The 25,277-nt window shown below is 56.9% G+C and carries 22 protein-coding genes; 12 read left to right on the forward strand and 10 right to left on the reverse strand.

The genetic code is table 11. The features are described from left to right. Positions 1-30: 30 nt before the first annotated feature. The 3 genes from DFO57_RS10755 to DFO57_RS10765 all read right to left on the reverse strand — a co-directional run bounded on the left by DFO57_RS10755 (position 31) and on the right by DFO57_RS10765 (position 3,478). A complete protein-coding gene (locus DFO57_RS10755) occupies positions 31-648 on the reverse strand; it encodes a hypothetical protein (RefSeq protein ID WP_231858597.1) in 618 nt (205 codons plus the stop codon). 244 nt (positions 649-892) lie between these two features. Next, positions 893-1,909 carry a Mal regulon transcriptional regulator MalI gene (gene malI, locus DFO57_RS10760; protein ID WP_013027209.1) on the reverse strand — a complete coding sequence of 339 codons (1,017 nt, stop codon included), beginning with the start codon at positions 1,907-1,909 and terminating at the stop codon, positions 893-895. Positions 1,910-1,981: 72 nt separating this feature from the next. After that, a complete protein-coding gene (locus tag DFO57_RS10765; protein WP_110015340.1) occupies positions 1,982-3,478 on the reverse strand; it encodes a PTS transporter subunit EIIC in 1,497 nt (498 codons plus the stop codon). A gap of 415 nt (positions 3,479-3,893) precedes the next feature. On the opposite strand from DFO57_RS10765, the gene exbB reads away from it, so the two are divergent. The 3 genes from exbB (at position 3,894) to DFO57_RS10780 (ending at position 6,689) form a co-directional block, all read left to right on the forward strand. Then, a complete protein-coding gene (gene exbB, locus DFO57_RS10770; protein ID WP_014594615.1) occupies positions 3,894-4,619 on the forward strand; it encodes a tol-pal system-associated acyl-CoA thioesterase in 726 nt (241 codons plus the stop codon). Between the two features lie 5 nt (positions 4,620-4,624). Continuing rightward, the gene (gene exbD / locus DFO57_RS10775; protein WP_013027206.1) at positions 4,625-5,047 is read left to right on the forward strand and encodes a TonB system transport protein ExbD; all 423 of its coding nucleotides are present in this window, start codon (positions 4,625-4,627) and stop codon (positions 5,045-5,047) included. 319 nt (positions 5,048-5,366) lie between these two features. Next, complete coding sequence (locus DFO57_RS10780) at positions 5,367-6,689, forward strand: MFS transporter (protein WP_014594614.1); 1,323 nt, start codon at positions 5,367-5,369, stop codon at positions 6,687-6,689. Here DFO57_RS10780 and DFO57_RS10785 read toward each other — a convergent pair. From DFO57_RS10785 to DFO57_RS10805, 5 genes are read right to left on the reverse strand one after another with little or no spacing between them, the layout of a single operon-like run. Next, positions 6,686-7,657 carry a spore coat protein U domain-containing protein gene (locus DFO57_RS10785; RefSeq protein ID WP_072404582.1) on the reverse strand — a complete coding sequence of 324 codons (972 nt, stop codon included), beginning with the start codon at positions 7,655-7,657 and terminating at the stop codon, positions 6,686-6,688. The genes DFO57_RS10780 and DFO57_RS10785 overlap by 4 nt on opposite strands. Beyond that, positions 7,654-10,098, reverse strand: coding sequence for a fimbria/pilus outer membrane usher protein (locus DFO57_RS10790; protein ID WP_110015341.1), 2,445 nt, complete (start codon positions 10,096-10,098; stop codon positions 7,654-7,656). Before DFO57_RS10790 ends, DFO57_RS10785 begins: the two co-directional genes overlap by 4 nt. 6 nt (positions 10,099-10,104) lie before the next feature. Further along, a complete protein-coding gene (locus DFO57_RS10795) occupies positions 10,105-10,803 on the reverse strand; it encodes a molecular chaperone (protein WP_072139050.1) in 699 nt (232 codons plus the stop codon). 23 nt (positions 10,804-10,826) lie between these two features. Next, positions 10,827-11,348 carry a spore coat U domain-containing protein gene (locus DFO57_RS10800; RefSeq protein WP_013027201.1) on the reverse strand — a complete coding sequence of 174 codons (522 nt, stop codon included), beginning with the start codon at positions 11,346-11,348 and terminating at the stop codon, positions 10,827-10,829. 24 nt (positions 11,349-11,372) lie between these two features. Beyond that, on the reverse strand, positions 11,373-11,939 hold the full coding sequence (locus tag DFO57_RS10805) for a spore coat protein U domain-containing protein (protein WP_014594610.1): 567 nt from the start codon (positions 11,937-11,939) through the stop codon (positions 11,373-11,375). A 695-nt stretch (positions 11,940-12,634) separates the two neighbouring features. On the opposite strand from DFO57_RS10805, the gene DFO57_RS10810 reads away from it, so the two are divergent. Together DFO57_RS10810 and DFO57_RS10815 are read left to right on the forward strand one after the other, a co-directional pair. Further along, complete coding sequence (locus DFO57_RS10810) at positions 12,635-14,731, forward strand: bifunctional diguanylate cyclase/phosphodiesterase (RefSeq protein WP_110015342.1); 2,097 nt, start codon at positions 12,635-12,637, stop codon at positions 14,729-14,731. 70 nt (positions 14,732-14,801) lie between these two features. Beyond that, positions 14,802-16,205: a PLP-dependent aminotransferase family protein gene (locus DFO57_RS10815; RefSeq protein WP_024471042.1), complete on the forward strand. Its 1,404-nt coding sequence runs from the start codon at positions 14,802-14,804 to the stop codon at positions 16,203-16,205. Here the strand turns inward: DFO57_RS10815 and DFO57_RS10820 are convergent. Both DFO57_RS10820 and DFO57_RS10825 read right to left on the reverse strand, forming a co-directional pair. Then, on the reverse strand, positions 16,202-16,684 hold the full coding sequence (locus tag DFO57_RS10820; RefSeq protein ID WP_014594608.1) for a YlaC family protein: 483 nt from the start codon (positions 16,682-16,684) through the stop codon (positions 16,202-16,204). The genes DFO57_RS10815 and DFO57_RS10820 overlap by 4 nt on opposite strands. Before the next feature lie 76 nt (positions 16,685-16,760). Further along, positions 16,761-17,927 (reverse strand): amidohydrolase, encoded by a 1,167-nt coding sequence (locus tag DFO57_RS10825; RefSeq protein WP_024471041.1) that lies wholly within the window; start codon positions 17,925-17,927, stop codon positions 16,761-16,763. A gap of 588 nt (positions 17,928-18,515) precedes the next feature. On the opposite strand from DFO57_RS10825, the gene DFO57_RS10835 reads away from it, so the two are divergent. The 7 genes from DFO57_RS10835 (at position 18,516) to DFO57_RS10865 (ending at position 25,275) form a co-directional block, all read left to right on the forward strand. Continuing rightward, the gene (locus DFO57_RS10835) at positions 18,516-19,517 is read left to right on the forward strand and encodes an LLM class flavin-dependent oxidoreductase (protein WP_072138306.1); all 1,002 of its coding nucleotides are present in this window, start codon (positions 18,516-18,518) and stop codon (positions 19,515-19,517) included. Positions 19,518-19,543: 26 nt separating this feature from the next. Further along, positions 19,544-20,698 carry an amidohydrolase gene (locus DFO57_RS10840; protein WP_019104824.1) on the forward strand — a complete coding sequence of 385 codons (1,155 nt, stop codon included), beginning with the start codon at positions 19,544-19,546 and terminating at the stop codon, positions 20,696-20,698. Between the two features lie 76 nt (positions 20,699-20,774). After that, a complete protein-coding gene (locus DFO57_RS10845) occupies positions 20,775-22,088 on the forward strand; it encodes an LLM class flavin-dependent oxidoreductase (protein ID WP_041457806.1) in 1,314 nt (437 codons plus the stop codon). Positions 22,089-22,099: 11 nt separating this feature from the next. Then, positions 22,100-23,038 (forward strand): ABC transporter substrate-binding protein, encoded by a 939-nt coding sequence (locus tag DFO57_RS10850; RefSeq protein WP_014594604.1) that lies wholly within the window; start codon positions 22,100-22,102, stop codon positions 23,036-23,038. A gap of 10 nt (positions 23,039-23,048) precedes the next feature. Then, complete coding sequence (locus DFO57_RS10855) at positions 23,049-23,561, forward strand: GNAT family N-acetyltransferase (RefSeq protein ID WP_014605056.1); 513 nt, start codon at positions 23,049-23,051, stop codon at positions 23,559-23,561. 9 nt (positions 23,562-23,570) lie between these two features. Next, a complete protein-coding gene (locus DFO57_RS10860) occupies positions 23,571-24,497 on the forward strand; it encodes an amino acid ABC transporter permease (protein ID WP_014594602.1) in 927 nt (308 codons plus the stop codon). After that, positions 24,481-25,275, forward strand: coding sequence for an amino acid ABC transporter ATP-binding protein (locus DFO57_RS10865; protein WP_015699521.1), 795 nt, complete (start codon positions 24,481-24,483; stop codon positions 25,273-25,275). Before DFO57_RS10860 ends, DFO57_RS10865 begins: the two co-directional genes overlap by 17 nt. Positions 25,276-25,277 lie beyond the last annotated feature (2 nt).

Raw genomic sequence — 25,277 nt, forward strand, 5'->3', positions numbered from 1 at the left:
TGGGCCAGGCTTTGTGGACGTGTCGCCTGCTCAGGGCTGACAGCCCGGGGATGCCGCCAGCGGGTTCTGCGGCGGCGTGATCAACGGAGGAGCGGCGTTGTAGTGCGGAGTGGTACAGGGCGGTAACGATTGCGCCTGCGGCGACCTGAGCAAGGCATCCGGTGAAAACAGAGAGGGCTCTGCCGGGCTGACATGGATGGCTGAGTCTGATTCGGGAGCCGCACGGAACGGCGGGCGCACGTTGCGCCTTCGCGTTTTATCCGACTGATGACCGTAGTGAAAACGCTTTAGTCTGCCCGGCGGCGCCGCATTGCGTGAGGCGTGGATAAAACGAATCAGGGCCACGCTGCGCAACTGGCGACTGAAACACTTCACGATGCCGGATGAGGGTTTACCTGACTCATAACAGCGCCTGAAAAAGTGCAGGGTGATCAGCGTGTTGGTCGCCGCATAACAGGCACCAGAGCAGGATGAAATCATGTTTGAACCCGGCAGCAGCAGCGACACAAATAACAGGCAGCGGGATAGCCACAGCAGCATCGTCCGGTCTGGCGTCGTGATGGGAAGCGGTGACGAGCCGTCTGCAGAACGGGCGGGCGCAGTAAGCGGCCCTGTGGCGTCAGCGCGATGGCCGTCAGGACCAGGCAATATCGAAGCGTGCGCTGCGCGTGATGCGTGATCTTGCGCGCGTGCACGGTTAAAGCCTATACGGCGATCCCGTAATAAGCGCTGCTGTCGTTTCCGACGTAAAAGTGACGTTAGGCTGGTTATGATTGTGTTGCTCATAGGCTGTTTATCGTTATGTTTGCGCACCCACCGTTCGCAGAGGCTTACCGCTGCGCCCGAAAGCGATTTTTCACATACTCGCTTCTCTGACAATCAAAATGCCGATTTATGCTGACTCTCGTGTAATTAATTGGCCCGATAATAAAATACGCTGCCTTGGGCGCTCAGGGTCTTGTAGCTGACGCAGGATAAGCTCAGCCGCCTGGCGGCCGGTTTCTTCACTGGCGGAGGAAACATAGGTAAAAGAGGGCGAGGTGAGGTTCACGTGCAGCATGTCCTCAAAGCCCATCAGAGCGACCTGTTGGGTCAGAAACACGTCTTTACCCACGGTGCGACCGGTGTGATGAATACCTGACATCGCCCCGATTATCGCATCCGGAGAGTGACAGAGCAGCGCGGTAATGGTGTTGTTTTGCTCCAGTAACTGACGCGTGGCAAAGGCGGCTGAGTGGGTATCGTCACGGCAGGATGGCGTAAATCCTTCCCTTACGGCCAGCCCGTGTTGAGTCAGGGCGCTGCGAAACCCCAGTAAGCGCTGCTGACGGATCAGGTCCCCTTCAATTCCCCCAATATAGGCAATATTGCGGTGACCGCGTTCAATCAGATAGCGGGTCGCCAGGTGGGCGGCCTGGTGGTTGTCACGCATGACCAGATTACACTTCTCCGCCAGCAGCGACTGGGACACCACCACCAGGGGTAAAGGGCAGTGGAGAAGCTGCGACGGCAGGCTGGCATTTCGTCTGTCTGACGCCAGACAGACAACGCCAGCGACGCCCTGCTGTTTAAAGGAGAGCAGGCAGCGCGTCAGCGATTCGCCGTCGTCAGTGGGCTGCCCCAAAAACACCATATAGCCCTGCTTTTCCAGCTGCTGCACAAGGCTTGCCATGACCTTCACGGAGAAACTGTCGCTGAAATCACGCAGAATCAGACCGATAAGGTTAGAGGTGCTGGCGCGCAGGTTGGCGGCTGCCACATTCTGAACGTAGTCGAGCGCATCAATGGCGGCGTGAACTTTCCTGATGGTGGCATCGGATATTTTTCCTTTTTGACGCAGCACCAGCGAGACGGTCGAAACCGACACGCCGGCGTGTTTAGCCACATCAGTAATGCTGACTCTCTTCAAACCTGCTCCCTGAAATTCACCTGCTCAGCCTGCTATCGCCTTGCCCGCCATCGTCAGAAAGCCAGGCCTGCATCAGCCTGTCATCCCGGACAGCGTCTGGGCAATAAATTGTGCTCTGGCGCCAAAAATAATTTGTATACCGTTATCGCCGACAAAAACCACGCCGCGTGCGCCAAGATTATTTAGCCCTTCACGGTCAACGTCATGGCTGTTGACGACTTCAAGCCGTAAGCGCGTGATACAGGCGCCCACCGAGCGGATGTTTTTCTCACCTCCCAGCAGGACGATGATTTCGCTAGCCAGCTCTGCATCGGTTTTGTCATCGGTCGTCGCCGTGACGTCCGTTCGTCCCGGTGTTTTTACATTAAACCGACGAATAACGAAGCGGAAGGTGAAATAGTAAATCAATGCCATCGGTACGCCCACGATAACCGCGCTGAGATAGTGAGTCTGGTATCCGTTGAGCGACGGCACAATGCCAAAGCTAATGTAGTCAATCAATCCGGCGGAAAAAGATTTAGCGATATGGGCATGCAGTAAATACATGGTCATATAGGCCAGGCCCGCCATGATGGCATTAAAGACATACAGCAGGGGCGCGACAAAGATAAAGGTAAACTCCACTGGCTCGGTGATGCCGGTCAAAAAGCAGGTCAACGCCGCTGAAAACAGGATACCGAACGCGATCTTTTTATTCCTGGTATGGGCTTCGTGGTACATCGCCAGACAGGCGGCAGGCAGGGCGAAAAGCATAAGCGGATACTCACCTTGCATAAATTTGCCCGCATTTTGGTAGCCGTTGCTGCTAAAGGATTTCATGCCTTCCTCCAGCATTTTGAACCAGATGGTTTGATCGCCATGAATCACCTGGCCGGTTTTGGTGACGTAATCACCGAAGGAGTACCAGAACGAGGGATACCAGATGTGGTGCAGGCCAAGCGGGATCAGGGCGCGCTCCACCAGCCCAAAAATAAAGGTGGAGGCCGCCTGATTATCGCCGTTGACGATCACCGAAAGCGCATCGATGCCCGCCTGAATATGTTGCCAGACATAGGGCATCAGCAGGCCGAGCAGAAAGGATAAAAATGCCGTCGCAATGGCAACAAAACGCTTACCCGAGAAGAAACCCAGGAACTCAGGGAGCTGCAGGGTATGGAAGCGGTTGTAGCACCAGGCGGCGAGGATGCCGCAGATAAGGCCGCCGAATACGCCCATCTGTAGCGTCGGAATGCCGACGACCATGGCATATTTTCCTCCCTGGGCCGCCATTTCCGGAGTGATATGCAGCATGGTGCCAATGGTGATGTTGGTGACAAAGACGGAAACCGCGGCGGAAAGTGCGGCTATCCCGGATTCGGCGGCCAGTCCCACAGCCGAGCCAATCGCAAACAGCATCGGCAGGTTATCAAAAATCACCCCTCCGGCGTTCATCATCAGCGGTAACTCGAACTTATTACCAAATGCCAGGAGTAAGCCAGCGGCAGGCAGCAACGAAATAGGCAGCATGAGCGCCCGACCAATCATTGATAACTTCGATAACGATTTAACCAACCCTGATAGCAGTGTCATACCGAGTTTTCCCGATGTTGCGCCCCTATTGGCGTTTTTATTGTAAGTAGAACGTTTTAGTAGAACGTTCTACTTATCCTGCTGTAGGCAGTTTTTAGCTGCAACATAATTTTCACATTCATCGAAACGAAAAAGTTATTTTATGAGAGCGATCGCTAATTAACCGTTTTGGGGCGGGATGCCGCCAACAGGGGCGAAACGATCAACGCCGGGCATCCCGACAGGATTGGACTAAAGAAACGGCAGGGCAGACGCGGCTTATTCAGGTGCTGACTCACCGTCGTCAGTGGCTGCAAGATTGTAAATACTAATGAGAACCACTATCAATTCGATTGTTTTTTGCTATCATCGGCACTTCATTCCGCACCCATGTAGTAGATGAAGTTGGAGAAGCAGCGTGGTAGCCAGTGACTTAATGCAAGCAGACCTTTCCGTATGGGGCATGTACCAGCATGCCGATATCGTGGTAAAGGTGGTCATGATTGGTCTGTTATTGGCCTCGGTCGTGACCTGGGCAATTTTCTTCGGTAAATATGCTGAGCTGAGCGCGGCCAAACGTCGCCTCAAGCGCGAGCAGCTGGCGTTAGGTGAAGCCCGCAACCTGAATGATGCCGCACGCGCTGCCCAGCAGTTCAAAACCGCCAGCCACAGCGCGGTACTTCTTAACGATGCGCAAAATGAGCTGGAACTTTCTGCTGGCGTTGAAGATACCGCCGGGATCAAAGAGCGTACCGCTTTCCGTCTTGAACGTCGGGTGGCTGCCTTCTGCCGTCACGCGGGCCGCGGTAACGGTTTCCTGGCCACGATTGGTTCGGTCGCGCCGTTTGTCGGCCTGTTCGGCACCGTCTGGGGCATCATGAACAGCTTCATTGGTATCGCCAAAACGCAAACCACGAATCTTGCCGTGGTTGCCCCCGGCATTGCCGAAGCCTTGCTGGCTACCGCTATTGGCCTGGTCGCCGCCATTCCGGCCGTGGTGATCTACAACGTGTTTGCCCGCATGATCGCCAACTACAAAGCCTCGCTGGGCGATGTGGCCGCGCAAATCATGCTGCTGCAAAGCCGCGATATCGACCTGGGAAACCTGGCCCAGCCTGACGTTAACCGCCCGGCAGCCGCACAAAAACTGCGTCTGGGGTAAGCGTTATGGCGATGCGATTAAACGACCAGGCCGAAACAGATGGCGAAATGCACGAAATCAACGTCACGCCGTTTATCGACGTGATGCTGGTGTTGTTGATCATCTTTATGGTTGCAGCGCCGCTGGCGACCGTTGATGTCCGTGTTAACCTTCCGGCTTCCACCAGTGCGCCCCAACCGCGTCCGGAAAAACCGGTTTACCTTTCGATCAAAGCCGACAAGCAGTTGTACGTGGGTAACGAGGTGGTGAATAAAGCGTCGTTGATCAACGTGCTGACCCAGCAGACGGAAGGCAACAAGGACACCACGATCTTCTTCCAGGCGGACAAGTCTGTCGATTATGAAACCCTGATGAGCGTGATGGACGAACTGCGCACGGCCGGGTATTTAAAAATCGGCTTGATGGGAATGGAAACGGTCAAGAAATAGCGATTGGAGCCGGTCGGGCTTTCCCGCTTAACGCTCAACGCATTCAGCCAACATTCGGGGCCTTCAGGCGTGGTAAACGCGCCTCGTCAATACGCTATCAAGGCTAAAAAGCGCGCATTCCGCCGCGCTTTTTTTATGTCTGTTTTCACAGAATCTTCTTCTGCTCATTCCGCCTGATAACAGGCAAAGATGCTGCTGTAACTCTCCTGTTAATTTCTTGTTACGGAAACTTATAGACTTGTAAACTGAAATGGTGATCGGTGTCACATTAATCTGGCTTGTCGCAGGCTAAAACGGATAAAAAACCAAGGAAGCCGTGATGAACCCGAGTGAAACTTTACAAAAGCCGCCAGCCAGTGCGGCCAGAACCATTTTCAACGTTACCAGTGGTAACTTCCTTGAGATGTACGATTTCATGGTGTTTGGCTACTACGCCACGGCCATCGCCAAAACCTTCTTTCCCGGTGACGATCCGTTCTCTTCCCTGATGCTGACGTTGATGACCTTCGGTGCGGGCTTCCTGATGCGTCCGCTGGGGGCCATTATTCTGGGGGCTTACATCGACCACCATGGTCGTCGCAAAGGGCTACTGTTAACGCTTGGCCTGATGGCGCTGGGCACGCTCACGATTGCACTGGTACCGGGTTATGCCACGCTGGGCGCGGCGGCACCGGTTCTGATTCTGCTGGGGCGTTTGCTGCAGGGCTTTTCAGCCGGTGTGGAACTGGGTGGCGTGTCGGTCTATCTGGCCGAAGTCGCACCGAAAGGCCGCAAAGGCTTCTTTGTCAGCTGGCAATCCGGAAGTCAGCAGATTGCGGTGATATTCGCTGCGCTGCTGGGACTGGGTCTGAACCATCTGCTTTCTCATGATGACGTCACCGAGTGGGGCTGGCGCATTCCCTTCGTGGTGGGCTGCCTGATCGTGCCCTTCCTGTTTTATATCCGCCGTATGCTGGAAGAAACCGAAGCCTTCAGTCAGCGTAAACACCACCCGGCCATGACCGAAATTATGCGTTCGGTGGCCAGCAACTGGGCGCTGGTGCTGGCAGGTATGCTGATGGTCGTCACTACCACCGTGATGTTCTATATGATTACCGCCTTTACGCCCACCTTCGGCAAAACGGTGTTGATGATGAGCGACACCCAGGCGTTTATGGTGACGCTGTTTGTCGGGATTTCGAACCTGTTCTGGCTACCGGTGATGGGCGCGCTCTCCGATCGCATAGGTCGTCGCCCGCTGCTGCTGACGTTTACCGTGCTGATGATTGCCACCGCCTGGCCGGTGCTGCACTGGATGGTGGGCTCACCCAGCTTCGCGCATCTGGTCGAGGCGGAATTATGGCTCTCCTTTCTCTACGCAAGCTATAACGGCGCCATGGTGGTTTATCTGGCGGAAATTATGCCAGCGGAAGTGCGCGCCGCGGGCTTCTCTATGGCCTACAGCCTGGCAACGGCGCTGTTTGGCGGCTTTACGCCAGCAGTATCCAGCTATCTGATTCACGCCACAGGTGACAAGGCGATGCCGGGCGTGTGGCTGACCTTTGCGGCCGTCTGTGGCCTGTTTGGTACGCTGCTCATTGGTCGCATGGTTAAGCAGTATCGCGCTCGTCACGGCAGCACGCCGGTCAGCACATCCCTTTAAAACGCAATATCCACCACCACGCTGTCGCTGTAGTTTCCCGCAGGCGGCGTGTTTTGCGTGGTGAGGACGCGCGCAGTGTAGTTATAGCTGCGCGTCAGTCCATCGGTGCTGACGGTATTGGCCGCCGCACTGCCCACCCGTTCTGTGCCACTCGGCCCCCAGCGATCGCTACTGGTTCCTTTATAGATTTCGTAACTCAAACGATTGGTTCCGCTCGCCATGTTGCGCACGCTGCCTGATGCGTTGTTGCCATTGCTTAAGCCCACGGTATAGGTACTGCCTTTACTGCATAACACACTGATGGTTTGCGAAATTGCCCCAAAGCTGGTGACCAGCGGCGCGCTGCCAAAGCTAATGTTGGGGGCGGTAATCGCTGTACAGTCATTGCTCAGAACGACGGTCACGGTAATGGGGATCACGCCGCTGCCGGTCTGCGGGGTCAGACAAGCGCCCAGGGCGGAAACAGAGGTGCAGATGTTATAGGTGACGGTCATGTTCAGGGTGAGCGTATAGCTGCCCGCCGCCACGGTTTGCCCGGCGACGGTGCGTAAATACACCGGAATCGCGAAGTTCAGGCTGCCGAGTAATCCCGCCAGGTTGATCAATGTGGCCGAGTTATACACAAAAGCCGATCCGCCAATAGTCAGCTCATTGGCGCAGGCGCTGTCGGTACACAGCCGCACCGGAATATTGTCGCTACCGGTATCGCCGCTTCGCTTGAGCGTGCCGCGCGTGCCGTTGGTGTTGCTGGCGCTGGTCAGCTGAAACGTAATCTGATTATTACTCAGCAGAGTCAGGGCCGTGCCTGATCCGCAGTTAACGTTAGCGTTGGTGGAGGTCGTGCTGACGCTGGTATTGGCAACAAACGTGGTTTGTGTGCCAAAGCTGGCGCTGGACGCGGGAAGGGTACAGGCGGCATAGCCCAGCGAGGGCAGCAGCAGCAGGCAAAGCAGCATCAGGTTTTTCATGGTGTTATTCCGGCTGTCGCGTTTTCGGGGTTGGGTACCGGTGCGCCGTCGGGCAGCGGCGGCAGGGGACAGGTCAGCGGACCGTAGGTTTTCAATGCCTGCGGCTGGCCACCCGCCAGGGTCAGTTCGGTTTTACAGGTTCGGCCGTCAGGCGCGATGACCTTAATTGGGTTGTGTTCGCTGAGATCGTCCAGCCAGGCGATACCGTCCCAGCCAACGTAGCCCGTTGCCTGGCCGGGACGGATCACCTGGCTGGATACCGGCAACGGCTGGTTATGGCTGTCATACAGAATCACGCTGGCGGCGCGTAAACGCTCAACCGGAAAATTCAGCAAAAATCCACTCTGGCGCTTCACGGCAAAACGCTGCTCGACTTTGGGCGTGGTCATGTCGGCGGGCAGGTCGAGCGTATCGATATCGTATTTGGCCGCGTAATAGCTGCTGATGGAGGGCACCAGCAGATAGCCCTTGCTGTCGGTACGTCCCATCGACTGGTTTTCATAGCGGACATTGACGTCCGGGTAGTTGGTTTTCACCACCACAAAGGCATCATTGATCGTGTTTGCGGCAAAGACCTGGTTATCCATTAACACCAGCGCGCCGGATAAATCTGCCCACTGCGTAGTGTTGCCATCATCCCCGTAGAATCCGCCAGACGTATCGATTTTATTGTTACGGTAGCGCAGGCTGCCCTGCCGGTAATCACCGCTATTCCCGCCCTGGTTGGCCCAGGAGGCGTCCCAGGCAAAACCGCCGTCGCTGGGCATGGCGCGGGACAGATAAGCCCGTTGATTGTGTCGACCTTGCTGATCGCGCTCAACGCTCAGTGAGGCATTGCTGTTTTCACCAAACGGAATCACCAGCGAGACGGCGCCGCTCCATTCGCCCTGTTGCCTGTCACGGCTGGCGGAAACGTACAGGCTGGCATTGCCCCACAGGTTTTTACTCCAGGAGAGGTTCCACAGGCTGGTGCGCTGGTTATCGCCGCCGGAAATATCAATATAGGCTGCACCCAGGCTGCCATAACGGTTGAGCGATATGCTGGCGCTGTACTGCGCCGTTCGCCGCGCCAGGCTGTAACGGTAATCCGAACCGCCGTTGCGCTGGTTGCTCAGCAGGGCCAGATTACCAAAGCCGGCATTGCGCACCTGGTGCTGCGTACCCAGGCTAAAGCGACTGTTGTTGTACTGATAGCCCCAGCTGTACTGCGCGCCAGACTGCCCGTCCATTTGACTCTGCGCGGCTGCGCCATTGATCACGCCCCAACTGCCCACTTTAAACTGCGCGCCTGCTCCGCCCATGCCCAGGTGGTTACTGCCCTCCCCATGGGTTTCCAGGGTGAGCCAGTCTGTCATGCCATAGCGCCATGAGCCGCTCATCGCCGCCGCACCGTAATCCGCGTTTTTAATGCCGTAGTTTTGCCGCATCGCACCGGCGGAAAAGGCGTAATCGGACAGGCCCGGCTTAAGCAGATTACTGGAAACATAAAACGGCAGCGTGGTGACCACCTGACGCCCGACGGCATCCGTGGTGGTAATCACCGCGTTGCCCGCGCCGTTTACAAAGGGCACGTTCGTGAGCGACCAGGGACCGGGCTGAACGTTGGCCTGAGTGGAGCGGTAGCCGTTAACAAACAGATCGACCGTTGAGGGCACCGCCGCCTGACCGGAAAACGCGGGCAGGGGATAGGTCACCAGATCCGGACGTACGCTGAAGTCCCGCGCAACCTGAATGCCGCCAAGCCGGACGCTGCTGGTCCATGCCAGCGCATCGGTCGTGAGGTCGCCGACCCGCCAGCTCAGGATGGCGTTTTCGTTTTCATTGCTCCACCAGGTGTCGTAGCGGATATAGCCATCATCCTGGTAGCGATTTTGTCCTTCCAGCTGCTGTTGCCAGACGCCGTTGCTGGAGATGTGTCCGGCATCACCAAACAGGCGCAGTTCGTTCCAGGCCGCCAGACGTGTACCCGCAACGTCGGTGCGCGTGGCGTAGAGATCGTAATTTATCAGCGCCCCAGGGCTGACGCGTCCGGGAAAGCGCGGTCCGGTGTTGCTCTCACCAATCGTCTGTTCGGGCAGCCAGCCGGGCGGTACCGTCAGCAGCAGGCGCTGGCGACGATCGTCATAGTCCACTTTCACCTCTGCGAGCTGATTAACATCAACCTGTTGTTGTCCCTGATACTTTTCCGGCGGGATCCCCGCACGCTGCAGATCGCCTGCCCGCACCAGAAAGTGGCCGTTTTGTTGCTCTACCGGCACGATATCGCCCCGTGCCTGCTGATTCACCACCAGCTCTAACATGTAGCGCTGACCGGCGGCGCTGTTGTCCACTGCGGGCGGCGGCGGGAGCGACGTAAAGGTTTCAGCCCAGACAGAACCGGGTATCAGGCAGCACAGCCCCGCGATAGCCAGCGCAACGGGATGCGGCGAAAACGGCATCATTACACTTTACTGAGCCGCAGCGCTGCGCCACTGCCCGTGATTGGTTTCTGCGCGCAGTTCACCGCTGACCGCGGCTCTCAGAGGAAAACGCTGGGTGCTGTTAGCCAGCACATAACCGTAAAGTCCGTTTCCGAGTCGCTGACCGCCCACGGTGACATTACTGAGACGTGCGTGGCCGTTACCGCGATTAGTCAGCTCCAGATAGCGCTGACCGCCAGTGTTGACCTGGCGCCAGCTCAGTACAGACCTGGCGTCATCGCGAACCAGTCCGTTGCCGTAGACAAACAGGGGAACCGAATAGCGCATCTGAAAATTCAGTCCGGCCTGATTATCGCCGACCGACCGTGGGGTGGGGATCTCATCCAGCACGACGCGGTAGGCCATCTCTTTACCTGCCACGGGCGGGACTTGTTTAATCAGGCGAACGAGCTGCTTTTGCCCGGGTTCGATGCGTATCAGCGGCGGGCTGGCGACAACCTGCTGCTGGGTCTGATACTGCTCCTGATTGTGCGTCTGCTGCCAGGCGAAGATGCGCACCTGCATCAGGGTGGTGGTGCTGCCACGGTTTTCCAGCCACAGCTCGCTGGCTTTGTCCTCCGGGTTAATCGCCGGATCGATGGGCCAAATCATGACGGAGTTAGCGCCCTGAGCCTGAGGCAACAGCAGAAATGTGAACAGAAAAAACAGGGCGCGCAGGGATGGCATGGTAAAGCTCCTTTGTCCTTTTATCACCAGGTCAGCGTGACGCTGAGGGTGTCCGAATAAACCCCGGCGCGCGTCGGGCCGGGTAACTGCAGCGAGCCATATATTGGTAACGTGATGTTATTCGCATTGCTGTAGCTCAACGGCACTGCCGTGTTCACCGGAATCGGCGTGGTACGTGCAGCATTGCTGTAGAGGTAATAGGGAACCGTGTTGGTGTTGTTAGCCAGCTTCAGATTACGGGTCGAGGTATAGTTACTGCCGCCATTGATGGTCATGCTCAGCGTGGTGCCCGGTGTGCAGGCAAGGTTAATCGTGGAACTTTGTACATAGCTGGCGCTAACGCTGTTCGTGGCCAACCCCGACTGGGTACCAAAATTAAGCGTGCCAAAGATCCCCGTATTCGTGCCTGAGACCACGCAACCCGCAACGATTGACGCTGACACCTGGAATGTGGTGGAGCTGGTCGTGATGCCCCACCCATTACCACTCACCCACAGCAGCAGCCCGCCAACGGTGACTGAAACAGGTGACCACTTTGCCGTCATCTGTCGCTACTCAAACACGAGCACTCAATAGTTCACGGCGACGTTAATCGTATCGGTGTAAGTCCCGGCCGGTATCACAGGGTTAAAGCCGCCGCCCACGACGCGCCCGTAGATGGCGTAATTGGTACCAAGCGTCGGATCGGTGGTGCCGCTGGGCGCAATATTGGTGTTATTTGCGATGGCGGTGCTAAAGGAGGCGTCACTATAGAGGGTATAAGCGATGCCCTGGGTATTATCCGCCCCCAGCACCAGGTAGCGTGGAGCGGATGACACGGTGCCGTAGACGGTTCCCGGTGCCGCATTGCTGCTGGTCACCTGGACGTTAAAGGTTTGACCGGTTGTGCAGCGCACGTAGATACCGTTACCCGCCGCGCCCACTAAGGTGGCATTCAGGGTATCGAAGGTCGCGGCACTGCTGCCAAAGTTTAACGAACCGAAATTTACGCCAGTGGTGGCGGACTGCCCGTTCACCAGACAACCCGTGGTTAATGTTAGCGTCGCGTTAATCGCACCCGTGGTGGTGGCAGCAAACGTCGCGGAAGGCAGCGCCGTAGTCAACCCGACAACGAACAGAAAAAGCTTGAATTTCATAACCATTCCTTACCGATTATTGAGGATCAGTGCTTTTTCACCTGATGGCGTAATACAAAAAAACCAGAAAAATTAGAATCTTGCTGTAAGTTATTAGCATCCTGCCAGCGTTTTTGACGATAACCGCGTCATCGGGTTGAACGTTTTATATTAGTTTTTTTTACTATACATCAGCTTATGCGCTGTGGCGAAACTCCGCGTAAAAATTTTTATTATTTTGTTACATTAGCCCCCTTCATCTGCCTCGCCCGTTAATGCATGAAAATAAAAAAGGCGAAACTGCCGGCCCTCTATCCCACTTTCGGTTTCGATGATATGTTTTCGCACCGGTCTGAAACGCTCACCGAAACGCTTCGGTTACGGGCGAACGTCAAGGAAAGTATTGGGGTGTTTTCGCCTGTTAAGTTCTTGAAAAAGTCTCGTTTTTAGGTGGCTCTATGTCACTGAGACGCATGGGCGGATAGCGGAGAAGGGAAAGCGGCACCCCAGCCGTCCGGGCAAAATCGCGCTGCATGACTATCATGTATTTTGCCTGTAATGAGGATCGATTGATCCTGACGCTCGGAAGCATCGATATCTTCTATTAAAAAAGCCTAAGTTAGTATTTTTCTGCGCCGATAAACGGTAAACAAGGCAAAAGATCTTTTTCAACTCCATTATTACAGCTGCGTATTCGGCGCTGTTCGGAAAACCCTATGTTAGTGGCCTCTTATAACGCATTTATTGTCGTCATTTCGGTATTGGTGGCGATGCTGGCTTCATTTACTGCGCTGGATATGGCGGGACGCGTGGCGACCTCAACCGGTAAAGTGGCGCTCGTATGGCTGCTTGGCGGCGGCTTTGCCATGGGCATCGGCATTTGGGCAATGCACTTCATCGGCATGCTGTCTATGGATCTGGACATGATGATGAGTTACGACGCCCGGCTGACGGCGCTGTCTGCCGGTATTGCGGTGTGCGCCTCAATATTCGCGCTGTGGCTGGTCTGTCATGGGGAGTTGCCCCTGCCGCGCTTAGCCGGCGGAGCCATCGTGCTGGGCTCGGGCATTGTAGCCATGCACTATACCGGCATGGCCGCGCTGATGCTGTCGCAGGGGATCGTCTGGAACTGGGGCTGGGTGCTGACATCGGTGATCATTGCGCTGGCTGCCTCTGTTGCCGCACTGTGGCTGGCATTTAAACTACGGGAAGGGCATGAGGGACGCGTCGCGACTCTGCGAGTGTGCGCCTCGGTGGTGATGGGCGCCGCGATTGCCGGCATGCACTACACCGGCATGATGGCGGCTGAATTCCCTGCGGGCAGCCATAGCATGGACGCTGGCGTTAACAGCAACTGGTTAGCCATGGTTGTGACCGTGGTGACCCTTGCCATTCTCGGCATTACGCTACTGGTTTCCATGCTGGATGCGCGTATGCAGGCCCGAACGTCGATCCTGGCCAGTTCGCTGGCGGAAGCCAATCGTGAGCTGGCACAGCTGGCGCTGCACGATAACCTGACCCGACTGCCCAACCGTATCCTGTTGGAAGATCGTCTTGAACAGGCCATTAACAAAGCCAACCGGGAGTGCAGTCAGTTTGCCCTGATGTTCATGGATCTTGATGGGTTTAAAGCGGTAAACGATGCTTTTGGTCACCATATTGGCGACAGTCTGCTGATCAGCGTGACGGAAAGGATGAGTGAGCAGATGAAAGGCTACTACACCCTGGCGCGGCTGGGTGGCGATGAGTTTGTTCTGCTGATTGAAATTACCGAACCGAACGATGCGGCAGCGGTGGCCGATCAACTGGTGAAAGCCATCGATCGCCCGTTCTCCATTTCCCGTTACGATCTGGTGGTGTCGTTAAGCATTGGTATCGTGGTGTATCCCGGCGATGGCGAGGATGAACGCGAGCTAATGTTTAATGCCGATGCTGCGATGTATCACACTAAAAACAACGGTCGAAACGGTTACACCTTCTTCCAGCCGTCCATGAATATCCTGGCGCAGAGCCAGCTACAGCTTAATAACGACCTGTGGCATGCGCTGGATAACGATGAGCTGCGCCTGTATTACCAGCCAAAATTCTGTGCCCCGCATGGCCCGATTCTGGGCTTCGAGGCGCTGCTGCGCTGGCAGCATCCAAGGCACGGCTTACTGTCGCCGGACTGCTTTCTGCCGATGGCGGAAAAAACCGGCATGATAGTCAATATTGGTAACTGGGTAATTAATGAGGCCTGCCGCCAACTGCACCAGTGGCACCTGCAGGGCCATCCTGAGTGGTCGGTGGCGGTAAACCTGTCGGCGATGCAGTTTGAGCAGAGTAACCTGGTCGATACCGTCAAGCAGGCGCTGGCGCTGCACCATATTCCGGCCGCGCAGTTAACGCTGGAGGTGACCGAAACCACGGCCATGCGCAATCCTGATGATAGTGTGCGCATTCTGACCGAACTCACCGAACTGGGCGTCAAAGCGTCGATCGATGACTTTGGTACTGGCTATTCCAGCCTGCTGTATCTCAAACGTCTGCCGGCCAGCGAGCTGAAAATCGATCGGGCCTTCGTGAACGAACTTCAGCATCAGTCAGAAGATGCCACCATTGTGTCGGCGATCGTTGCGCTGGCGCAGTCACTGCATTTAAAAGTGGTAGCCGAAGGCGTCGAAACGCCTGAACAGCAGGCGTTTCTTACCGATCTTGGCTGCAACACTCTGCAGGGATATCTGCTCGGTCGCCCCCTTCCACCGGAGCGGATTGAAGAGATGGACGTGTTTGCCCGCGCAGAAACAGACAAACCCGCTGAACTGGAGTGTTAGCGCCACGGCTTTTTTTGTTACAGATGTTCAACATGCTAAAGTGACGCCTCAGCATCAGGAGCAACATGCCGTGGCGAAATATCAGCGATTAATGGACGACATTCAGCAGCAAATAGAAGCCGGTATCTGGCCCCCAGGCACCCGACTGCCTTCGCTGCGCCAGCAGGTCGCCCGGCAGGGGGTGAGCCTGATGACCGTGCTGCATGCCTATGAATTGCTGGAAAGTCAGGGATGGATCGTCTCGCGTCCGCAGTCCGGCTATTACGTGGCGCCGCGGGCGCTGGCGGCCGCGCCGCTCAGCGTGGCCATTAGCGAGCGGGTAGATATCAACGACTTTGTCTTCGACATCCTGCAGGCCACGCGCGATCCGGCCATCGTGCCCTTTGGTTCAGCGTTTCCCGATCCGGCTTTGTTTCCCCAGCGCCAGCTTATGCGCTCGCTGGCGAACGTTTCCCACCAGCTGACGCCTACCGATGCGTTACATAACCTGCCGCCTGGCAATGCGACGCTGCGCCAGCTGCTGGCCCAGCGCTACGCCCGCCAGGGCATGACTTTATCGCCCGATGAAATCGTCATCACCAGCGGTGCGCTGGAGGCGCTGAACCTCAGTCTGCAGTCCCTGACCGAACCCGGCGACTATGTCGTGATTGAGCAGCCCAGCTTTTATGGTGCACTCCAGGCGATTGAACGGCTTAAGCTCAAGGCGCTGGCTATTCCGAGCGATGCCCAGAACGGCATTGATTTACAGCAGCTTGAGGATGCGCTTCAGCGCTGGCCGGTGAAGGCCTGCTGGCTGATGACGACCCTGCAAAATCCGTTAGGCGTTACCTTGACGCCCGCGCGTAAACAGCAGCTGGTGGCGTTACTGGCCCGTCATCAGGTGCCGCTTATTGAAGACGATGTGTACGCAGAGCTGTGGGACGAACGCGCACCGCCCCTGCCGGCCAAAGCCTGGGACCGCGAGGGCAACGTGCTGCACTGTGGATCATTTTCAAAATCACTGGTGGCGGGATTTCGGGTGGGTTGGGTGGCGGCAGGTCAGCATGCACAGCGCATTCAACGTCTGCAACTGATGAGCACGCTCTCTACCAGCGCACCGATGCAGCTGGCGCTGGCCGATTTTCTGGCAACCCGCCGCTACGATAACCATCTGAAACGGCTGCGGCAAAGCCTGGTCAAGCGCCAGCAGCTGGCCCGCCAGGCACTGATAAAGGTTCTGCCTGCGCAGTCAACGGTAAGTGACGCGGCGGGGGGATATTTTTTATGGGTCACGCTGCCGGACAGCATTAACACCACGCAGCTTTACCAGCGGGCGCTGGCGAAAGGCATCAGTATTGCGCCGGGGCAGATGTTTGCTGCAGGTGAACAGTTCAGCCACTGTTTCCGGCTCAATACCGCCTGGCCCTGGGATTCACGGGCCGAGGCTGCAGTTGTTACGCTGGGTGAAATTATGGCGGAAATGGCCGGCGATTAAACCTGCGCGGCCTGGCGATGTCCCCATGTCAGGTAGTAAACGTCGTAAAAGTCCACTTCGCCTTTCTGTTTCAGCAAACGATCAATCCCTGTTTTCACGCGCTCTGGCGCATCTGGTAAAGACATAATGCGCGAGACCGCTTGTTCAGGCACCGGCTGCACGTAATACCATTCGCCGTTGTAGCAAACCCGCAGGTCCAGCGCATCGATATCTTCGAAGCGGTATTTGGGATTGATGTCCAGCAACATCAGAAAGCTCATCACCAGCACAAAAGCGGTGGCAAACCAAAACGCCGGCCAGCCCAGCATCTCAGTGGAAAAAATCAGAGCCACGCACAGGCCGTAGCACAGATACATCACCGCCCACAGCCCGGGATGCTTTTTCAAAAAAGAGAAGCTGAAACGCGGCAGGTTATCGCGGCGTTCTTCACGGTTGAGCGTATTAATTTCGTCGATCAAGATCTGTTTAATGGCGTCCATCGTTCCCCTCACTTTCAACTGATAGCAATTAGAACAGATAACAGTCAAGCCGTTCAGACACAGATGACGCCATTTTTTATATAACAGTTTCGCTTTCACGCACGGACTGTGCCGCCACGATGTTCAGGGCGCGCGGTGCCAACTGGGTGAAATAGTCGACAGCAGGCCGCAACAGTGCCTCATCGGGATTAAAGGCTGGATGATGCAGGCCAAACGCGCTGGCACTGCCGATATTCACAAAGGCGCCCGGCACCTGCTGCAGATAAAAGGCAAAATCTTCCCCGCCCATCAGCGGCGTTGCAGCCTCTTCCGCGCAATAGCCGCTTTGGGCGGCCTGGTCCAGCGCAACCTCTGCCCATTCTGGCGTATTGATCAGGGCGGGCGGCCCTGCTATCCACTCCAGTTCTGCCCGCGCGCCGAAGCCTGCTGCGAGGCCCTGAATCAGCGTGGTCATACGCTCAGGTATCTGCTGACGTAGCGCCGCATTATGGGTGCGGACCGTGCCTTCCAGCTCCACCTGCTGCGGGAGGACATTCCAGGTGTTCCCCGCCGTAAAACGCGTGACGCTCAAAACGACTGTGTCCAGAGCGCTAAACACCCGCGCAGGCAGCGTCTGTAGGGCGGTGACGATGTGGCTTGCAATGACGATAGCGTCAATCCCCTCCTGAGGCCGTGCGGCATGGGCGCCCTTGCCGTGCACCCGAATCGTAAAGCGGTCAACGTTGGCGTAAAACGCGCCTGGCCGGGTTCGCAGCGTGCCCAGCGGCAAATCGGGCGCGTTATGCATGCCGAAGATGGCCTTTACGCCGTTCAGCGCGCCTGCGGCAAGCAGCTGGCTGGCCCCTTCAAACGTCTCTTCTGCGGGCTGAAAAAGAAGCCGCACGCGGCCCGGCAGCGTGGCTTCGCGTTGCTTAAGCTGATGTGCCACGCCGAGCATCACCGAGGTATGAATGTCGTGCCCGCAGGCATGCATTACGCCTGACCGCTGGGATTGCCAGGGTACGTTCACCCCTTCATCGATGGGAAGGGCATCAATGTCGGCGCGAAAAGCGATCAACGGTTCTCCCTGGCCGATTTCCGCCACCACGCCGGTCTTCAACGGCAGGGGCAGCAAACGAATGTCACCCTGCTTTAACCAGCGTGTAATACGTTCCGTGGTGGCAAACTCCTGATGAGAGAGTTCGGGATGCCGGTGCAATTCCCGACGCCACTGCACCAGCTGTTCCGTTAATAATGACGTCATGAGTCTCCTTATTTAAACAGGCCAATGCCTTATCTGAGGCTGCTGACGGGTGATTAAAGATGATTCGGTTGCCAGGGGTAATCGCGTAATAACGTCGGGGCGTTTTCATGGGTAAATAAAACCGGCGCACCGGCAGGTTGATTATTATCTCGCGGCACATGATGGCGGGGGAATAACGCGCTGTCAGAGGCTGAGCCCGCCCGCGCCGTCTGCGCTTTTACTGCGCTGTGCTGGCAATCTGAACTCTGTTTACCTGAAAAGAGACGGTGTAATAACATGCTGAATTTTGCCATGCTTTTCTTGCCCTGAGATCGTGAGTTTGATGAAACATCATCAGGCGAGATCTTTCGCGGATAAAATAAGGAATTAATCAAAGCTTAGTTAAAATACGCAAATGGTGATTGAGCGATTTTTTACTCTTCTCCGCGATCATGTTTTACGCGCGGAAATAATAATCCCCTCGGTTAATTACTTTATTATTTAAATTCTATTGCCGTTTTTTAACTTCATATTCTCATATTTATTGTTTTACGAAATATATCCTCATCGCCACACTGGCCCATAACGGAAATGAGTGAGGACAGGTGAATGGCATATCAGTTAAGTCTGTTAGACAAAGCCCCCGTAGCGGAAGGTGAAACACCGGCGGCGTCGCTCCAGCGCACGTTGCAGCTGGCGAAACAGGCTGAAAAATGGGGCTATCACCGCTTTTGGCTGGCTGAACACCACAATATTGAGCAGCTGGCGAGCCCGTCACCTGAGGTGTTGATCGCCTGGCTGGTGGCGCAAACTCAACATATTCGTATCGGCTCTGGCGGGGTGATGCTGCAGCACTACAGCCCCTACAAAGTGGCAGAAAACTTTAATTTACTGGCGTCGCTGGCGCCGGGAAGGATCGATCTGGGCATCGGTAAAGCACCGGGCGGCCTGCCGCTTTCAACTCGGGCACTGCAGCTTGGGGTCCATCAGGACGAAAAGGGCAGTTTTGACGAACAGCTTAGGCAACTGGACAGCTGGCTGAAGCCTGAGACAGGACCGCGGGACGAGGACGAAGCCGTGCGCGCGACGCCGTTACCGGCCCGTCCGGCACAGCGGTTTCTGTTAGGCGGGAGCGAAGAGAGTGCACGGCTGGCGGCCCGGCTGGGCTGGCAGTTCGTGTTTGCCGCGCATATCAACGGCGATCGTCAGCTTCTGGCGCGATCTCTGCGGGCCTATTCACAACAGGCACAGGGCAAACGGGCGCTGGTGGCGGTGCAGGTGGTCGTAGCTGACTCGCCCGCCGAGGCCGAGCTGCTGGTGGCCGATCTCAGGCATTTCCACGTGCAGGTCAAAAACGGGCCAGGCGTGAACGTCGCCAGCCTGGAACAGGCGGAGCGTTATGTTCGTCAGGGCGGCTTTACGGACTACCTGATTGAGCCTCGTACGCCGTCCCTGTTGAAAGGCACCGCTTCACAGGTCCACGCCCAACTGGAGGCCCTGCAGCGCAACTTCAGCATTGACGAGTTTGTTGTCGACACGCCGATTGCCGATCCCCGCGCGCGTTACCGATCGCTGGAGCTACTGGCCACCCATCAGTGGGTCGCCGCCTGAGCACGATGTGTTAGCCGAGGTAAACCATGAGTCTGAACGAAGCACAGTTAATTGAATGGCGACGTGAATTACATACCTGGCCCGAACTCTCCGGCCAGGAGTTTGCGACGACCGCGCGGTTACGCCAGTGGCTTCAGAATGCCGGCATTCGCTTGCTGGATTATCCACTGGAAACCGGCGTGGTCGCGGAAATCGGCAGCGGTGAAAACCTGATTGCACTGCGTGCCGATATTGATGCGCTGCCTATCCACGAGGCCAGCGGCGTCAGTTTTCACTCTCGCCAGCCGGGAGTCATGCACGCCTGCGGCCACGATTTACACAGTGCCGTGATGCTTGGGGCGGCGCTCGAACTGCAGGCTCAGCAACATCAGCTTCGTGGGCGGGTGCGTATTTTATTTCAGCCAGCCGAAGAGATTGCGTGCGGTGCCAGGCAGTTTATTCAGGCTGGCGTGCTGGATCAGGTACAGGCCATTTTTGGCATGCATAACGAGCCAGGCTTGCCGAGCGGGACCTTCGCCACGCGTGGTGGGGCGTTTTATGCCAATGCCGACAAGTTTGTTATCCACGTGACAGGTAAGGGCGCGCACGCTGCGCATCCCGAGCAGGGCGTTGATGCCATCGTGGTCGCCAGCCAGATCATTCAGGCACTGCAGGCGCTGACCAGTCGCAGCTTTAATGCGCTCGATAGCCTGGTGCTCAGTATCACCCGCGTTGACGGCGGCAAGACCTGGAACGTGCTGCCGGAAACGGTGGAGTTTGGCGGTACGGCCCGCACCCACGATCTGCAACTGCGGGCGGAACTGGAAAAACGTGTTCGCACGCTGGTGGAGAACATCGCCCTGGCGAATGGCGCTCAGGCCAGTCTGCACTGGCATGCCGGACCGCCCGTACTGGTTAACGACGCGGACTGGGCGCAGTTCAGCAGTGAGGTGGCTCGCCAGGTAGGCTATCGGGTTCAGACTGCCGATCTACACCTGGGTGGGGAAGATTTCGCCTTCTACCTCCAGCAGGTGCCGGGCGCGTTTGTCAGCATTGGCAGCGCCAGCGACTTTGGCCTGCATCATGCCGGTTTCACCCCCGACGAAGCTTCGATAGCGCCCGCCGCTCACTATTTTGCGCAACTCGCCCGGCAGGCATTGCACCATCTTCACGACCGATGTCGTGAACCCGCCCTGAATTGATTTCAACCGCCTGAAGTGCCTGTGTGGCTGTCCCGGACAGCTGCCTGGCATCCTGATGCACAAAAGAGAGCACATCATGACCACAAGACAGCTTCGACTGGGTACCATTCTGCATGGCGCCTCTGGAAACATGTCGGCCTGGCGCCACCCGGCAGCCCAGGCAGATGCCAGCATTAACCTTGACTACGCGAAAAAAATCGCGCGTAAAGCGGAGCAGGGCAAACTGGATTTTCTGTTTGTCGCCGACGGCTTATTTATCAACGAAAAATCGATTCCCCACTTTCTGAACCGGTTCGAACCCTTAACGCTGCTGTCGGCTCTGGCTGGCGTCACCGAACATCTGGGGCTGGTAGGCACCGTCTCCACCTCATATAGCGAGCCCTTTACCGTGGCGCGCCAGTTCGCCAGCCTGGATCACCTGAGCGGCGGACGTGCGGGCTGGAACGTGGTCACTTCTCCGCTGGAAGGGTCGGCGAAGAACTTTTCTCGCCAGCAGCACCCTGAACATGCCTTGCGTTACCGTATTGCAGACGAATATCTGCAGGTGGTGAAAGGGCTGTGGGATTCATGGGAACAGGATGCCTTTGTTCGCAATAAAGAGAGTGGTCAGTTTTTCGATCCCGCGAAGCTGCACACGCTTAACCATCATGGCGACTTCTTTCAGGTGCAGGGACCGCTCAATATTTCCCGCACGCCGCAGGGCCGACCGGTCATTTTTCAGGCAGGTGCCTCGGAGGACGGCAAAAAGCTGGCGGCGCGTCATGCCGATGCCATTTTTACGCATCAGCCAACGCGAGAAGAAGCCCAGGCTTTTTACCGGGATGTTAAAGCGCAATTGGTGAAAAACGGCCGTCAGCCACAGGATCTGCATATTTTTCAGGGCGTAAGCGTGATTGTCGGCAGAGATGCAGAGGAGGTGGAGCAGCAATATCAAACCACCGCCGCGCTGGTTTCCATCCAGGATGCGCTCAACTATCTCGGTCGCTTCTTCGACCATCACGATTTTTCACAGTATCCACTCGATGCGCCTTTTCCCGATCTCGGTGATATCGGCCAGAACAGTTTCCGCAGTACCACCGACGAGATTAAACGCAAAGCCCGCGAGCAGGGGCACACGCTGCGTCAGGCTGCGCTGGAAGCGGCCACGCCACGTCCGCTGTTTCATGGCACACCGGAGCAGGTCGCCGACGGCCTGCAACTGTGGTTTGAAAGCCAGGCGGCAGACGGTTTCATCATCAACGGCGGTACGCCTGATACCTTTGAGCGTTTTGTTGACCAGGTGGTGCCCGTCTTGCAGGCGCGCGGGTTAGCGCGACGTGACTACCCGGGCCGAACGCTGCGTGACAGCTTTGCCTTGCCACAGCCGGTTAATCAATTCACCTCACAATAAGAGCCTTTGCTATGCATAAAACGAGTTTTATCGCCTTGCTGATGCTTAGCGTCAGCGGTGGCAGCCTGGCGGAAAGCACCAGTGTCGCCGTAAATGGCCAGCGCGTCAGTCTTGAGGCCAACAAAGCCCCGATCCACACGCCGAAAAATGCCAGCGCGGTGGCGCAGCTGCCCGCCAACTATCATTTTGCCGTACCGGGCGCGTTGACCGTGGCGGTAGCGGCGCTGAATTCCCCGCCGCTCACTGTTTTTTCGGATGACAATAAAACGCTGCTGGGTAGCGAAGTCGATATCGCCAGGCTGGTGGCCGACAGCCTGGGGCTGAGGCTCAACGTGGTGCCGGCCTCCTGGGAAGACTGGCCGCTCGGCGTGGCCTCGGGAAAATATGATGCCGCCATTACCAACATCACCGTGACGAAGGCGCGCAAAGAGAAGTTTGATTTTGCGACCTACCGTAAAGACTCGCTGGGGTTTTACGTCAAAACCAGCAGCCCAATCCAGTCGCTGACTAAAGCCGAGGATATTGCCGGACTGCGCATCATTGTGGGTTCTGGAACCAATCAGGAGGCGATTTTACTCGCCTGGGATAAAGAAAATCAGGCCAGGGGCCTTAAGCCTTTCACGCCGATTTACACCAAAGATGACGCCGCCCAGACGCTGGCGCTGCAGGCCGGACGAGCGGATGCGTACTTTGGTCCTAACGTGATCGGTGCCTGGAAAGCCGCGCTCAACGGCAAAACCCGCCTGGTCGGCAGCGTTGATGGGGGCTGGCCGAAAGCCGCGCACATTGCCGTCACGGTAAAAAAAGGCAGTGGGTTAGCTGAACCGATCAGCACCGCCCTGAACGGCGTCATTCAAAATGGTGACTATCAGAAGGTGCTGGATCGCTGGGGCGAGGGCGTTGAACGCATCGACCATTCCGAGATTAATCCACCGGGTCTGGGTGACTAAGGAGCGCATGATGAGTGAACTGCAATTCCGCGAGCTGTCACCGGATGCGCCGGAGCTGGTGCCCATCCTGACCGGTTTATTCGGTGAATATGCGGCCCGCTATGGCGATTATTTCAGCCGCCATCAGGAACAGGAGCAGGCCGAATGGTATCTGCCGCCGCACGGCTTATTTATTGTGCTGGAGCGCGACGGCGAGATTATCGCCATGGGCGCGTATAAACCTTACGACGCGCACACGGCAGAGCTGAAGCGCATCTGGACGCGTGGCGACCTGCGCCGTCAGGGGCTGGCGCTGGTGGTGCTAAAAGAGCTGGAGCGACGGGCGCTGCGCGCCGGTTATCAGCGCCTGTTTCTGACCACCGGTTTCCGCCAGCCCGAGGCGGTGCGCTTATATACCGGCCACGGCTATGAGCCGCAGTTCGATCTGAGTGGCGATCTGGAGCGTTTCGGACAGCCACCGCACGATGGACGCTTACGCTTCATCAAAGTCATCGACGTGCACAGCGTTGCGCAGGCAAGTTAAGGAGCGAGCATGCGTCATCAACAACAACTTCATGTGGTGCCTGCCCGCTATCCCGCCCGCACCCTGGGCGCCGTGGTAGCGCTGTTTATCCTGGCGGGCGTGGTGCAGTCGGTAGCGTTTAATCCACGCTGGGAATGGGGCGTGTTTGCCCGCTGGTTCTTTGATCCGGTAATTTTACATGGCCTGGGGCAAACGCTGCTGTTGACCCTGCTGGGCACGGTGTTCAGCCTGCTGTTCGGTGGCGTACTGGCGCTGGCGCGGCTCTCGTCGTCCTGGCTGTTAAGCAGCCTGGCATGGGGATACATCTGGCTGTTTCGATCGCTGCCGCTGATCGTGGTGCTGATCATTCTCTACAACTTCTCCTATCTCTACGACACGCTCTCTCTTGGCGTGCCTTTTACCTCGCTGTCATGGGGCCATTTTCAGACCATCAATGTGCTGGGCCAGTTTCCCGCGGCGGTGATTGGTCTGACGCTGGTACAGGCAGCCTACAGTGCAGAGATCATTCGCGGCGGCTTTCTGGGTGTCGATCATGGTCAGGTGGAAGCGGCTTCCGCCCTCGGGCTGTCCGCGTCGCGTCGCACCTTTCGCATCATTCTGCCTCAGGCGTTACGCGCCATTATTCCGACGGCATTTAACGAGATTATCAGCCTCGCGAAGGGCACGGCGATGGTCTATGTGCTGGCGATGCCGGAACTGTTTTACACCATCCAGATGATCTACAACCGCAACCAGGAAGTGATCCCGTTACTGATGGTCGGCGCGGCCTGGTATCTGATTATCACCACCGTCCTGTCAGTGATTCAGCACAGCGTTGAGCGCTGGCTGGCTCGCAGCGTCAGCCGTGAACCCCAACCGTCGCGCTGGCGACAATGGCGCACTCGCGTCGCACCGCTTAATCCTGTTGAGGAGATCGGCCATGTCCGAAGCCATTGATTACCGCTTATCCCCTACCACCGGAGCCATCAGCATTACCGGCGTCAGCAAACGTTTCGGCAGGCTCAAGGCGCTGGACAACGTCTCGCTGGATCTGGCACCCGGTTCCGTTACGGTGATTCTGGGGCCATCAGGATCGGGAAAATCGACGCTGCTGCGCACCATTAACCACCTGGAACGCGTGGATGAAGGGTTTATCCAGATTGACGGCGATTACATTGGTTATCAGCGTCGGGGTGACAGGCTATATGAGCTGAAGGAGCGGGCGATTCTGCGTCAGCGCATTAACGTGGGCTATGTCTTTCAGAACTTCAATCTGTTTCCCCATCTTACGGTACTGCAAAATTTAATCGAAGCGCCCATCGCGCACCGTCAGCTCTCGAAGCGTGAAGCGATAATCCGTGCCGGTGAGCTACTGGATATCGTCGGCCTGCGTCATAAGGCCGATGCGTGGCCCCGGCATCTCTCTGGCGGGCAGCAGCAGCGCATTGCCATTGCCCGGGCTTTGATGCTGCAACCCCGGGTGATGCTGTTTGATGAGCCAACCTCGGCGCTGGATCCGGAACTGGTCGGCGAAGTGCTGGACGTGATTAAAAAGCTGGCCCGATCGGGCACCACGCTGGTCATCGTGACACACGAAGTGGGATTTGCCCGCGAGGTAGCTGACAACGTGGTGTTTATGGTGGACGGAAAAATTGTCGAGCAGGGCAGCAGTAGCCAGGTGTTAAACCACCCACGACATGAGAGAACGCGCCGCTTTCTGGCGCGCGTACTCTAAGG

This window comes from Pantoea sp. AG702, assembly GCF_003182295.1.
GTDB lineage: Bacteria > Pseudomonadota > Gammaproteobacteria > Enterobacterales > Enterobacteriaceae > Pantoea > Pantoea ananatis.